We start from the raw sequence: 12648 nt of genomic DNA, 5'->3' as shown, positions 1-12648 counted from the left end.
TGAGAGAGAGAGAGAGAGCGAGAGAAAGAGAGACCCCCCCCCCCCGGGGGGGGCGGGGGGCGGGGGGCGCGCGTTTCTCACGCGCCCCCGCCGCGGGCGGGCGCCGCCCCCCCCCCAGCCGCCCGGGGCGTCCCGCCGATGCTGCCCTCCCACGGGCTCCAGGCGCTGGGCGCGCCTGCCGTCAGCGGTAGCCGATCACCGCCTCACACCGCCGTTTCCTCCGACGGTGCGGCCGGGATGGCGGACGCCGCACGGGTGGCGAGGTCACGGAGGTGGGTGCTCAGCTCGGGTGGTTCGTGCACGGTGAACGCGCAGCCGAGGCTCAGCAGCCGGAACGCGAGCCACTCCAGCGTGTCGGCGGTGCTGCGCAACCGGCAGCTCCGCTCGTCCAGTGGTTCGAGATCGCCGAACTGCGCACCGAGCCGTGCCCGCGCCTGCTCGATCGGGAGTGCCAGCGTGATGGTCGCTTGATAAGAGGGCAGGAGGCTGTACATCCGCTCGATCACCCAGGCCGCCATGTCCTCGGCCGGTGGCTGCCGCGGTGTGACGCGGCCGCCGGTCGCGATCGCGTCGCGGACCCGGTCCGCGCGGAAGGTCCGCCAGTCCTTCCGGTCGACGTCGTAGGCGACGAGGTACCAGCGGCGTCCGGTCGCCACGAGGCGGTGCGGTTCGACGAACCTGCGGGATTCCGTATCGTCGCCCGCGCGGTAGCGGAAGCGAACGGTCTCGTTGTTCGTGATCGCCGCGGCGAACACGGTCAGCTGCGCCGGATCGACGGCCGGGCCGCCACCGGGCACGGTGACCGTCGCGTTGCCGAGCGCCCCGACGCGGTAGCGCAGCCGGGAGGGAAGCACCTGCTCGAGTTTCGCGAGCGCCCGCACGGACGCCTCGTCGATGCCTTCGACGGTCTGCGCCGCGGCGGTGCGCAGGCCGACGGCGATCGCGACCGCCTCCTCGTCGTCGAGCAGCAGCGGGGGCATCGCGGTGCCGGCGACGAGCCGGTAGCCGCCCGCCGCGCCTCGGGTCGCCTCGACGGGATAGCCGAGTTCGCGGAGCCGGTCGATGTCCCGCCGGATGGTGCGGGCGCTGACGTCGAGCCGTTCGGCGAGTTCGCTGCCCGGCCACTCCCGGGGTGTCTGGAGCAGAGACAGCAGATTGAGCAGGCGGGCAGGCGTGTCGGTCACCGAGTCAGCATCCCACCGAACCCGGTTTGATTGGATTTGCAAGATGGTGCATAATCATTCGTATGACGGTGAAGATCGCGGTCGCCGGAGCGAGCGGCTACGCCGGGGGAGAACTCCTTCGCCTCCTGCTCACCCACCCCTACGTCGAGATCGGCGCACTCACGGCGGCCAGCAGCGCAGGGACACCGCTGGGCGCGCACCAGCCGCATCTGGCCCCGTTGGCGGACCGCATGCTCGCTGAAACGACGCCGGAAACCCTTGCCGGGCACGACGTCGTGTTCCTGGCGCTGCCGCACGGGCACTCCGCCGAGATCGCCGCGCGGCTCGGGCCGGACGTGCTCGTCGTCGACCTCGGCGCCGATCACCGGCTCGCCGACGCCGCCGACTGGCAGCGCTGGTACGGCGGTGCGCACGCGGGCCAGTGGCCGTACGGCCTGCCCGAACTGCCCGGGGCACGAGAGAAGCTCACCGGCACCAAGCGGATCGCCGTCCCCGGCTGCTTCCCGACCGGGGGCTCGCTGGCGCTCGCCCCGGCGCTGGCCGCCGGGCTGATCGTCCCCGACGTCACGATCGTGTCGGTGACCGGGACGTCCGGTGCTGGCAAGAGCCTCAAGCCGAATCTGCTCGGCTCCGAGGTGATGGGCTCGGCCAGCCCGTACGGGGTCGGCGGCGCGCACCGGCACACGCCGGAGTTCGTCCAGAACCTTTCCGCGGTGGCGGGGACTCGTGTCTCGGTGTCGTTCACGCCCGTGCTGGCGCCGATGTCCCGCGGCATCCTCACCACGGCGAGCGCGCCGCTGACGGGTGAGCCGGACGAGGCCGCCGCGCGCGCCGCGTACGAAAAGGCCTACGACGCCGAGCCGTTCGTCCAGTTGCTCCCGGCGGGCAGGTGGCCGGCGACGGCCTCGACGCTCGGGTCGAACAACGTGCAGCTCCAGGTCACCGTCGACGCCGACGCGAAGCGCCTGGTCGTCGTGGCCGCGATCGACAACCTGACCAAGGGCACCGCGGGCGGTGCCGTCCAGTCGATGAACCTCGCGCTCGGCTTCCCCGAGCACACCGGACTTTCCGCCGTAGGAGTAGCACCGTGACGATCACCGGTCCGCAGGGTTTCCGTGCCGCGGGCGTCGCCGCAGGGATCAAGGCCTCCGGCGCGCTCGACCTCACCCTGGTCGTCAACGACGGCCCGCTCGACGTGGCCGCGGGCGTGTTCACCCGCAACGTGATCAAGGCCGCCCCGGTGCTCTGGTCGCAGGAAGTCCTGAAGCAGCGGCGGCTCAAGGCCGTCGTGCTGAACTCCGGCGGCGCGAACGCGGCGACCGGCCCCGGCGGGTTCCAGGACACGCACGCCACCGCGGAAAAGGTCGCGGAGGTGCTCGGCACCGGCGCGATCGAGGTCGCCGTCTGCTCGACCGGACTCATCGGCGAGCGGCTGCCGATGAACGCAGTACTGTCCGGAGTGGACACCGCGGCCAAGGCGCTGGAAGCGAGCCCGAGGGCGAGCCTGAACGCGGCCACCGGTGTCATGACCACCGACACCAAGCCGAAGCAGGCCTACGCACAGCACGAAAACGGCTGGAGCGTCGGCGGATTCGCCAAGGGCGCCGGGATGCTCGCGCCGAATCTGGCCACGATGCTCTCGGTGCTCACCACCGACGCGGTCGTGAGCCCGGACGTCCTCGACCGCGCGCTGCGCGCGGCCACGGAGGTCACTTACGACAGGCTCGACGTCGACGGCGGCACGTCCACCAACGACACCGTGCTCGTGCTCGCTTCGGGCGCGAGCGGGTCCGAGCCGTCCGAAGCCGAGCTGACCGAGGTGCTGACCACGGTCGCGCTCGACCTCGTCCTCCAGCTGCGCGCGGACTCCGAGGGCGCGACGAAGGACGTCGACGTCGTGGTGAAGGGCGCCGCCACCAAGGAGGACGCCGTCGCCGTGGCCCGCACCGTCGCCGAGGACAACCTGGTCAAGACCGCGTTGTTCGGCTCGGACCCGAACTGGGGCCGCATCGCGATGGCGCTGGGCCGTGCCCAGGCCCGGATCGAGCCGGAACAGGTGTCGATCGCGATCAACGGCGTCACGCTGTTCGCGCACGGCACCACCGCCGAGGACCGGTCGGCGGCCGATCTGTCCGGGCGCGCCATCGAAATCGTCATCGACCTCGGTGTCGGTGACCACACCGTCACCGTCTTCACCACCGACCTTTCCCATGGTTACGTCGAAGAGAACAGTGCTTATTCCTCATGAACAGGGAGGCTCTGATTTCCGCGGACGAGAGGCTGGAGACGGCGGCCGAGAAGGCCGGGGTGCTCATCGAGGCGCTGCCCTGGCTGCAGCGGTTCCACGGGGCGACGGTGGTGGTGAAGTACGGCGGCAACGCGATGGTCGACGACCGGCTCAAGCAGGCGTTCGCCGAGGACATGGTGTTCCTGCGGCTGGCCGGGCTGCGCCCGGTGGTCGTGCACGGCGGCGGCCCGCAGATCAGCGCGATGCTGGGCAGGCTCGGCATGACCGGGGAGTTCAAGGGCGGTCTCCGGGTGACCACACCGGAGACGATGGACGTCGTCCGGATGGTGCTGGTCGGTCAGGTCAGCCGCGAGCTGGTCGGGCTGATCAACGCGCACGGGCCGTACGCGGTCGGTATCTCCGGCGAGGACGCCCGGCTGTTCACCGCCGAGCGCAAACAGGCCACTGTGGACGGTGAGCCGGTCGATATCGGCCTGGTCGGCGAGGTCGCCGAGGTCAACCCGGACGCGGTGCTCGACATCGTCAACGCCGGGCGCATCCCGGTGGTGTCGACGGTGGCCCCGGACATCGACGGCGTGGTGCACAACGTCAACGCCGACACCGCCGCGGGCGCGCTCGCCGCGGCGCTCGGCGCGGAGAAACTGGTCGTGCTGACCGATGTCGAGGGGCTGTACGCGAACTGGCCGGACCGGTCCTCGCTGATCGACCGCCTCGACGTCCGCCGCCTCGAACAACTGCTGCCCGGCCTGGCCAGCGGCATGATCCCCAAGATGGAGGCGTGTGTCCGCGCGGTCCGCGGCGGGGTCCGCCGCGCCCACGTGATCGACGGCCGAATAGCCCACTCGGTGCTACTGGAGGTCTTCACCTCGCGCGGCATCGGCACGATGGTCTTCCCCGAAACGGAGCAACCGTGACCCTACAGTCCAATGTAGACGGCCAGGAGCACTGGAAGTCCGCGCTGATGGACAACTACGGCACCCCGGCGCTGACCCTGGTCCGCGGCGAGGGCGCCACGGTGTGGGACGCCGACGGGCGCGAGTACGTCGACCTCGTCGGCGGCATCGCGGTCAACGCGCTCGGCCACGCCCATCCCGAGGTGGTGCGCGCGGTCAGCGAGCAGATCGCGAAGATCGGCCACACCTCGAACCTCTACGTCAACCCGGTCGCGGTCGAACTGGCCGAGGCGCTGCTCGACGTCGCCGGTCTCGCCGGCAACGGCAAGGTGCTGTTCGTCAACTCCGGCGCCGAGGCCAACGAGGCCGCGCTCAAGATCAGCAGGCTCACCGGCCGGACGAAGATCGTCGCCGCGGAGGGAGCGTTCCACGGCCGGACCATGGGCTCGCTGACGCTCACCGGCCAGCCTGCGAAGCGCGAGCCGTTCGCCCCGCTCGTACCCGGTGTCACGCACGTCCCGTTCGGCGACGTCGAAGCGCTGCGCGCGGCCGTCGACGGCGAGACCGCGGCGGTGTTCCTCGAGCCGGTCCTCGGCGAGGGCGGCGTCGTCCCGGCGCCCGCCGGTTACCTGCACGCCGCGCGCGAGATCACCAAGGCCACCGGCGCGCTGCTCGTCCTCGACGAGGTGCAGACCGGCATCGGCAGGCTCGGCACCTGGTTCGCCTTCCAGCAGGCCGGGATCGTGCCGGACGTCATCACGCTGGCCAAGGGCCTCGGCGGCGGGTTGCCGCTCGGCGCGGTCATCGGCGTCGGCGCGGCGGGCGAACTGCTCAAGCCGGGCCAGCACGGCACCACGTTCGGGGGAAACCCGGTGTGCTGCGCGGCCGGGCTCGCGGTGCTGCGCACCCTCATCGAGGACGATCTGCTCGACCATGTCGCCGCGCTGGGCAAGGACATCGCGGCCGGGGTCGAGGCGCTGCACCATCCGCTGGTGGCCGGTGTGCGCGGCAGCGGCCTGCTGCTCGGGATCGCGCTGCGCAAGCCGGTTTCCGCCGCGCTGCAACAGGCGGCGCAAGAGTCCGGCTATCTCGTCAACGCCGTCGCGCCGGACACCGTCCGGCTGGCGCCGCCGCTCGTGCTCACCGACGAGCAGGCCGAAGGTTTCGTCGCCGCGCTTCCCGCGGCACTCGATTCGATCACCCCGAAGGACGACTGATGCCCCGCCACTTCCTCCGCGACGACGACGTCAGCCCGGCCGAGCAGGCCGGGCTGCTGGACCTCGCCGACGCGCTCAAGGCCGACCCGCTCGGCAGCAAGGCGCTGGCAGGCAAGTCCGTCGCCGCGATCTTCGAGAAGAACTCCACCCGGACCCGCCTGTCCTTCGACGTCGGGATCTCGCAGCTCGGCGGGCATTCGGTGATAGTGGACGGACGCTCGATGCAGCTCGGTCGCGAGGAGACCATCGAGGACACCTCGCGGGTGCTGTCCCGCTACGTCGACGCCGTGGTGTGGCGGACGTTCGCGCAGAAGCGCATCGACGCGATGGCGTCGGTGTCGCGGATCCCGGTGATCAACGCGCTGACCGACGAGTTCCACCCGTGCCAGGTGCTCACCGACCTGATGACGATCCGGGAGCGCAAGGGCAAGCTCGCCGGGCTGACCATGGTGTACCTGGGCGACGGCGCGAACAACATGGCCCATTCGCTGCTGCTCGGCGGCACCACAGCCGGGATGCACGTGCGGGTCGTCTCCCCGGAGGGCTTCCAGCCCGACCAGCAGGTCATGCTCGACGCCAAGCACCGGGGGACCGAAACCGGGGGCAGCGCCACGGTGTTCGCCGACCCGTACGCCGCGGTCGACGGCGCCGACGTCCTGGTCACCGACACCTGGACGTCGATGGGACAGGAGAACGACGGTCTCGACAGGGTCGGCCCGTTCCGCGCGTTGCAGGTCAACACCGAGCTGCTGAAGCGCGCCGCCGACGAGGCGATCGTGCTGCACTGCCTGCCCGCGCACCGGGGCTGGGAGATCACCGACGAGGTGCTCGACGGCCCGGCCAGCGCGGTGTGGGACGAGGCCGAAAACCGGCTGCACGCGCAGAAGGCGCTTCTCGTCTGGCTGCTCGGCCAGGAGGCATTGTGAGTGAAAATGGCGGAGCCCCGCTCGCGAATGCCGACCGGGTGCGGGTGTCCCGCAGGACACAGGAGCGACGTAAGTGACCAGCAGCAGGGCCGGGCGCCAGGCGCGGATCACCGAACTGGTGTCCACGATGGCCATCCGCAGCCAGACCGAGCTCGCGAAGCTCCTCGCGGCCGAAGGCATCGAGGTCACCCAGGCCACGTTGTCCCGGGATCTCGACGAGCTGGGCGCGGTCAAGCTGCGGGGCGCCGACTCGGGGGCGCCGGTGTACGTCATCCCCGAGGACGGCAGTCCGGTGCGCGGGGTGCAGGGTGGTACCTCGCGGCTGTCCCGGCTGCTGGCCGAGCTGCTGGTCTCGGTGGACTCGTCGGGGAATCTCACGGTGCTGCGCACGCCTCCGGGCGCGGCGCAGTTCCTGGCCAGCGCGATCGACCGGTCGGCGCTGGAGGAGGTCGTCGGTTCGATCGCGGGCGACGACACGGTGGCGGTGATCGCCAGGGAACCGCTGTCCGGCAAGGATCTCGCCGAACGGTTCGCCGCGCTCGCGCGGCGATCGTCTACTTTGGACGCGGAGGACGAAGGAGGAGGATCGTGACCGAGCGGATCGTGCTCGCCTATTCGGGCGGGCTGGACACGTCGGTGGGCATCGGCTGGATAGCCGAGGAAACCGGCGCCGAGGTCGTGGCCGTGGCCGTCGATCTCGGCCAGGGTGGCGAAGACCTCGAAACGATCCGGCAGCGCGCGCTCGACTGCGGTGCCGTCGAGGCCGTCGTGGCCGACGCCCGCGCGGAGTTCGCGGACGAGTACTGCCTGCCCGCGCTGCAGGCGAACGCCCTCTACATGGACCGCTACCCGCTGGTCTCCGCGCTGTCCCGGCCGGTGATCGTCAAGCACCTCGCGGAGGCGGCGAAGTACCATGGCGCGACCACCGTCGCGCACGGCTGCACCGGCAAGGGCAACGACCAGGTCCGCTTCGAAGTCGGCATCGGCGCGCTCGCGCCGGACCTCAAGGTGATCGCCCCGGTCCGTGATTTCGCGTGGACCCGCGAGAAGGCCATCGCCTACGCCGAGGAACGCGACCTCCCGATCGACGTCACCAAGAAATCGCCGTTCTCGATCGACCAGAACGTGTGGGGCCGCGCGGTGGAGACCGGGTACCTCGAGGACCTGTGGAACGCCCCGACCCAGGACGTCTACTCCTACACCGAGGACCCGGCGGCCAACTTCGAGGCGCCCGACGAACTGGTGATCACCTTCGACAAGGGTGTCCCAGTCGCGATCGACGGCGAGACCGTGACGGTGCTGGAGGCCATCCAGCAGCTCAACCGGCGGGCCGGCGCGCACGGCGTCGGCCGGCTGGACATGGTCGAGGACCGGCTCGTCGGCATCAAGAGCCGTGAGATCTACGAGGCGCCGGGCGCGATCGCGCTGATCACCGCGCACCAGGAGCTGGAGAACGTCACCGTCGAGCGGGACCTCGCCCGGTTCAAGCGGCAGGTCGAGCAGCGCTGGGGCGAGCTGGTGTACGACGGCCTGTGGTTCTCGCCGTTGAAGGACGCGCTGGACACCTTCATCCAGAAGTCGCAGGAGCACGTCTCCGGCGAAATCCGGATGGTGCTGCACGGCGGCGCCGCGGTCGTCAACGGCAGGCGCAGCGAGGAGTCGTTGTACGACTTCAATCTCGCCACCTACGACGAGGGCGACACCTTCGACCAGTCGCTGGCCAAGGGTTTCGTGCAGTTGTGGGGCCTGCCCAGCAAGATCGCCGCGAAGCGGAACCTCCAGAAGTAACACCTCCCAGGAAAGGCAGAACGTGAGCAGTAACGAGCAACCGGTGCAGCTGTGGGGCGGCCGGTTCGCCAGCGGACCGGCGGAAGCGATGGCGGCGCTGAGCGCGTCGACCCATTTCGACTGGCGCCTCGCGCCGTACGACATCGCCGGCTCGCGTGCGCATGCCCGCGTGCTGCGCAAGGCCGGGCTGCTCACCGAGGACGAGCTCACCGGGATGCTCTCCGCGCTCGACACGCTCGCCGAGGACGTCGCGTCCGGCGCGTTCACCCCGACGATCGCCGACGAGGACGTGCACACCGCCCTCGAACGCGGTCTGCTGGAACGCGCGGGCACCGAGCTGGGCGGCAAACTGCGGGCGGGTCGCTCGCGCAACGACCAGGTCGCGACGTTGTTCCGCATGTGGCTGCGCGACGCCGGGCGCCGGGTCGTCGCCGGCACGCTGGACGTCGTCGACGCGCTGGTCTCGCAGGCGCGGCGGCATCCGGACGCGATCCTGCCAGGCCGCACGCATCTGCAGCACGCCCAGCCGGTGCTGCTGGCGCATCACCTGCTCGCGCACGGCCAGTCGCTGCTGCGGGACGTCTCGCGGTTGCGGGACTGGGACGCACGCACCGCCGAATCGCCGTACGGTTCGGGCGCCCTCGCCGGTTCGTCGCTGGGTCTCGACCCCGAAGCGGTCGCGGCCGAACTCGGCTTCGATGCCAGTGTCGAGAATTCCATCGACGGCACGGCTTCGCGGGACTTCGTCGCCGAGTTCGCGTTCGCCGTCGCGATGCTCGCGGTCAACCTGTCCCGGATCGCCGAAGAGGTGATCATCTGGAACACCGCCGAATTCGGCTACGTCACCCTCGACGACGCCTGGGCCACCGGCAGCTCGATCATGCCGCAGAAGAAGAACCCCGACGTCGCCGAGCTGACCCGTGGCAAGGCGGGACGGCTGATCGGCAACCTCACCGGGCTGCTGGCGACGCTCAAGGCGCAGCCGCTGGCGTACAACCGGGATCTGCAGGAGGACAAGGAGCCGGTCTTCGACTCCGTCGAGCAGCTGGAACTGCTGTTCCCGGCGATCGCGGGCATGCTCGGCACCCTGACCTTCCACACCGAGCGTCTCGCCGAACTCGCCCCTGCCGGTTTCACGCTCGCGACCGACATCGCGGAATGGCTTGTGCGCCAAGGGGTTCCGTTCCGGGTCGCGCACGAGGCGGCGGGGGAGAGCGTCCGTGTCGCGGAAGCCCGCGGTGTCGGTCTCGACGAGCTGACCGACGAGGAGTTCGCGAAGATCGACCCCGCGCTGACCCCGGCCGTCCGCGAGGTCCTCACCGTCGAAGGTTCCGTGCGGTCCCGGAACGCGCGCGGTGGTACCGCGCCCGAGCGGGTCGCCGAACAGCGGGAGCGCCTGGTCGAGCGAGTCGCCGAGCACCGGGCGTGGCTGCGGTAGCTCACCCGACGAACCTTCGGTTAACGGTGGCCGTTCTTGCGCAGCCGCGCCTTGACAGCGCGGCTGGCCACCGGGCCGAGGCCCTCCACGACGTCCACGAGCGTCGCCAGCTGAGCCAGCGCCGCGAGCGCCTGTTCGCCGCCGTCGGGATCGACCGAGTCGAACAGTGTCAGGCCCAGAAAACCCGCGGACACCGCATGGGCGAGGCCCGAGGGATCCGCGAACCCGGTCAGCGGCGAATCGGCCAGCACCCTGGTCAACGTCGTCCGTACCTCGGCGATCCACTTGTCGAGGGCTTCGCGGGTCGCCTCGGCGAGCCTGCCGCCGCCCTGCGACCCGGCGAGGGTCTGGGCCAGCACGGCCATATTGCCCTCGGCTCGCTCCTCGGCGTGGATCCGCTGCCCGAGTTCCAGCAGTTCGCCGACGGTACGGACTTCGGCGAAACGGGGGCGGTACAGCGCGACGCGGGACTCGGTGGCCACGATGCACGCCTGCGCGACGAGTTCGTCGACGCTGCCGAAGTGGTAGAAGATCAGTGCCTGGTTCACGTTCGCCGCGGTCGCGACCGCGCGCGCGGACACCGCCGTGATGCCGTGGTTCCGGATCGTCGTCAGCACGCCGTCGATCAGCCGCTGCTTGGTGCTCGGCGGCTCGGCGGTGGTCTTCCGGTGGGCGGTCATCGGCTCCCCTGGGATTGAGCGTCTGCTCAATCGAGACTGTAGCTCACCGCGTTCGTGATCGCGGGTGCCTCTACGATGCGTACTGGGAGCGGGCGCGAGAAGGGGAGCGGGACATCACTGCGGAAACGACGACGCACGGCCGGATCTTCACGCGCGCCGAGCTGGCACTCGATCCGGTCGACCTCGCCGAACTACTGCTGGGCGCGGTGATCGAATCCACCGGCCCGGACGGCACGGTCGCGGTCCGGCTGGTCGAGGTCGAGGCGTACCGGGGGCTCGACGATCCGGCGTCGCACTGCTACCGCGGCCGCACCCCGCGCAACGCCGTGATGTGGGGCCCGGCCGGTCACCTGTACGTGTACTTCGTGTACGGCATGCACTTCTGCGCGAACGTCGTTGGCACCGAAGACGGTCAGCCGGGCGCGGTCCTGTTGCGGGCGGGGGAGATCGTGTCCGGCACCGAGATCGCCCGCGCCCGCAAGCCGGCGGCCCGCGGGAGCGGCGAACTCGCGAAGGGGCCCGCGATCCTGACGTCGGTGCTCGGGATCGACCGCGAGCAGAACGGCGTCGACCTGACCGATCCGGACTCGCCCGTGCGGTTGCTGACCGGGGAGCGGGTGCCGCCGGAGCTGATCCGCACCGGTCCGCGGGTCGGCGTCGCGATGGCCATGGAAACTCCGTGGCGGTTCTGGATCGACGGCTCACCCGCCGTCTCGACCTATCGCAGGGGCGGTCGCAAACGCCCGCGCTGACGCCACGGGCGACCCCGTACCAAACGGCTTGACCTGGTGCGGGAAGATCTACAGGTGTGAGTGAGCACATCCTTGACGAGTTGACCTGGCGCGGCCTGATCGCGCAATCCACCGACGCCGGCGCGTTGCGGCGAGAACTCGACCAGGGGCCAGTCACGCTGTATTGCGGGTTCGACCCGACCGCGCCGAGCCTGCATGCCGGCAACCTCGTCCCGCTGCTCATGCTGTCGCGGTTCCAGCGGGCCGGGCACCGGCCGATCGTGCTGGCGGGCGGCGCGACCGGAATGATCGGCGACCCCCGTGACACGGGGGAGCGCACGCTGAACTCGCTCGACGTCGTCGCCGAGTGGGCGGGCCGGATCCGCGGGCAGCTGGAGCGGTTCGTCGACTTCGACGATTCGCCGACCGGCGCGATCGTGGAGAACAACCTGAACTGGACCGGGCAGCAGAACGTGCTGGAGTTCCTGCGTGACGTCGGCAAGCACTTCCCGGTCAACACCATGCTCAACCGGGAGACGGTGAAGCGCCGCCTCGAGACCGATGGCATGTCCTACACCGAGTTCAGCTACCTGCTGCTCCAGTCGCAGGACTACCTGCATCTCTACCGCAGGCACGGCTGCAAGCTGCAGGTCGGCGGCTCCGACCAGTGGGGCAACCTCGTCGGCGGGGTCGATCTGATCCGGCGCACCGAGTCGGCGGGCGTGCACGCGCTGACCGCGCCGCTGGTCACCGACTCGGAGGGGCGGAAGTTCGGGAAGTCCACCGGAGGCGGGAACCTCTGGCTCGACCCGGAGATGACCTCGCCCTACGCGTGGTACCAGTACTTCGTCAATGTGGGTGACGCGGACGTGGTCGGCTACCTGCGGATGTTCAGCTTCCTGAGCCAGGAGGAGATCGCCGCGCTGGCCGAGGACACCGAGCAGCGCCCGCATCTGCGGGCGGCGCAGCGGCGGCTGGCCGAGGAGTTCACGACCCTGGTCCACGGCGAAGAGCAGACACGTCAGGTGATCGCCGCGAGCCAGGCCCTGTTCGGGCGTGGTGAGCTGCGAGAACTCGACGCGCGGACGCTCGACGCCGCGATGGCGGAGGTTCCGACCGGCAAGGTCGAGCCCGCCGGGGACGCCACGATCGTGGACCTGCTGATCGCCGGCGGCCTGGTGGACAGCAAGGGCGCCGCCCGCCGCACCGTGAAGGAGGGCGGCGCGTACGTCAACAACGTGAAGGTCTCCGACGAGGAGTGGAAGCCGTCCACCGAGGACGCCTTGCACGGCCGCTGGCTCGTCGTCCGGAAGGGCAAGCGGAACGTCGCGGGCGTCAGCTTCGGCGGCTGATCGGCCGCTCGGCCCGAAACAGGGGCTTGACCTGCGGAAACGCGGTTAAGGTACCCCCCTGTTTCGGGCCGTTCGGAGGCGTGTAAAGTTCTTCAAGTCGCCAGGGAGACCGGGCGGCCGACCGGGACACGAACCAAGCTCTCGCCTAGGGCGATTGAGTGGGTGTTCCACCAAAAACTGCTAGGAATGAC

The 12648-nt window shown here is 70.4% G+C and carries 12 protein-coding genes; 10 read left to right on the top strand and 2 right to left on the bottom strand.

Annotation, left to right across the window (positions count from 1 at the left end):
* Nucleotides 1–203: 203 nt before the first annotated feature.
* Nucleotides 204–1184, bottom strand: coding sequence for a helix-turn-helix transcriptional regulator (locus tag ACFWY9_RS42075; RefSeq protein ID WP_378327017.1), 981 nt, complete (start codon nucleotides 1182–1184; stop codon nucleotides 204–206).
* Between the two features lie 62 nt (nucleotides 1185–1246).
* Between ACFWY9_RS42075 and argC the strand changes: the two genes are divergently transcribed.
* The 8 genes from argC (at nucleotide 1247) to argH (ending at nucleotide 9694) form a co-directional block, all read left to right on the top strand.
* Nucleotides 1247–2275 carry an N-acetyl-gamma-glutamyl-phosphate reductase gene (gene argC, locus ACFWY9_RS42070; RefSeq protein ID WP_378341507.1) on the top strand — a complete coding sequence of 343 codons (1029 nt, stop codon included), beginning with the start codon at nucleotides 1247–1249 and terminating at the stop codon, nucleotides 2273–2275.
* Nucleotides 2272–3432 (top strand): bifunctional glutamate N-acetyltransferase/amino-acid acetyltransferase ArgJ, encoded by a 1161-nt coding sequence (gene argJ, locus ACFWY9_RS42065; RefSeq protein ID WP_378341506.1) that lies wholly within the window; start codon nucleotides 2272–2274, stop codon nucleotides 3430–3432. The genes argC and argJ overlap by 4 nt, the downstream gene beginning before the upstream one ends.
* Nucleotides 3429–4346, top strand: a complete 918-nt coding sequence (argB, locus tag ACFWY9_RS42060) for an acetylglutamate kinase (RefSeq protein WP_378327014.1) — start codon at nucleotides 3429–3431, stop codon at nucleotides 4344–4346. The genes argJ and argB overlap by 4 nt, the downstream gene beginning before the upstream one ends.
* On the top strand, nucleotides 4343–5542 hold the full coding sequence (locus ACFWY9_RS42055) for an acetylornithine transaminase (protein ID WP_378327013.1): 1200 nt from the start codon (nucleotides 4343–4345) through the stop codon (nucleotides 5540–5542). The genes argB and ACFWY9_RS42055 overlap by 4 nt, the downstream gene beginning before the upstream one ends.
* Nucleotides 5542–6468, top strand: a complete 927-nt coding sequence (gene argF, locus ACFWY9_RS42050) for an ornithine carbamoyltransferase (RefSeq protein WP_378341505.1) — start codon at nucleotides 5542–5544, stop codon at nucleotides 6466–6468. Before ACFWY9_RS42055 ends, argF begins: the two co-directional genes overlap by 1 nt.
* 73 nt (nucleotides 6469–6541) lie before the next feature.
* Nucleotides 6542–7060, top strand: coding sequence for an arginine repressor (locus tag ACFWY9_RS42045; RefSeq protein WP_378327011.1), 519 nt, complete (start codon nucleotides 6542–6544; stop codon nucleotides 7058–7060).
* Nucleotides 7057–8256, top strand: coding sequence for an argininosuccinate synthase (locus ACFWY9_RS42040; protein ID WP_378327010.1), 1200 nt, complete (start codon nucleotides 7057–7059; stop codon nucleotides 8254–8256). The genes ACFWY9_RS42045 and ACFWY9_RS42040 overlap by 4 nt, the downstream gene beginning before the upstream one ends.
* A gap of 22 nt (nucleotides 8257–8278) precedes the next feature.
* Complete coding sequence (gene argH, locus ACFWY9_RS42035; protein WP_378327009.1) at nucleotides 8279–9694, top strand: argininosuccinate lyase; 1416 nt, start codon at nucleotides 8279–8281, stop codon at nucleotides 9692–9694.
* Between the two features lie 20 nt (nucleotides 9695–9714).
* Here argH and ACFWY9_RS42030 read toward each other — a convergent pair whose 3' ends face one another.
* Entirely contained in the window at nucleotides 9715–10374 is a 660-nt protein-coding gene (locus tag ACFWY9_RS42030) for a TetR/AcrR family transcriptional regulator (protein WP_378327008.1), read from the bottom strand.
* Between the two features lie 113 nt (nucleotides 10375–10487).
* On the opposite strand from ACFWY9_RS42030, the gene ACFWY9_RS42025 reads away from it, so the two are divergent.
* Both ACFWY9_RS42025 and tyrS read left to right on the top strand, forming a co-directional pair.
* Nucleotides 10488–11126 (top strand): DNA-3-methyladenine glycosylase, encoded by a 639-nt coding sequence (locus tag ACFWY9_RS42025; protein ID WP_378327116.1) that lies wholly within the window; start codon nucleotides 10488–10490, stop codon nucleotides 11124–11126.
* Nucleotides 11127–11182: 56 nt separating this feature from the next.
* Nucleotides 11183–12457, top strand: a complete 1275-nt coding sequence (gene tyrS, locus ACFWY9_RS42020; RefSeq protein WP_378327007.1) for a tyrosine--tRNA ligase — start codon at nucleotides 11183–11185, stop codon at nucleotides 12455–12457.
* Nucleotides 12458–12648 lie beyond the last annotated feature (191 nt).

Origin of the sequence: Amycolatopsis sp. NPDC059027 (assembly GCF_042739735.1) — a bacterium.
In the GTDB taxonomy this organism is placed as follows: Bacteria; Actinomycetota; Actinomycetes; order Mycobacteriales; family Pseudonocardiaceae; genus Amycolatopsis.
This window is presented reverse-complemented; position numbering and strand designations above follow the sequence as displayed.

Bases quoted from the DNA above. Each gene is read 5' to 3' on its own strand.
- argF (WP_378341505.1), top strand. From the start codon at position 5,542: ATGCCCCGCCACTTCCTCCGCGACGACGACGTCAGCCCGGCCGAGCAG.
- argB (WP_378327014.1), top strand. From the start codon at position 3,429: ATGAACAGGGAGGCTCTGATTTCCGCGGACGAGAGGCTGGAGACGGCG.
- argC (WP_378341507.1), top strand. From the start codon at position 1,247: ATGACGGTGAAGATCGCGGTCGCCGGAGCGAGCGGCTACGCCGGGGGA.
- ACFWY9_RS42030 (WP_378327008.1), bottom strand. From the start codon at position 10,374: ATGACCGCCCACCGGAAGACCACCGCCGAGCCGCCGAGCACCAAGCAG.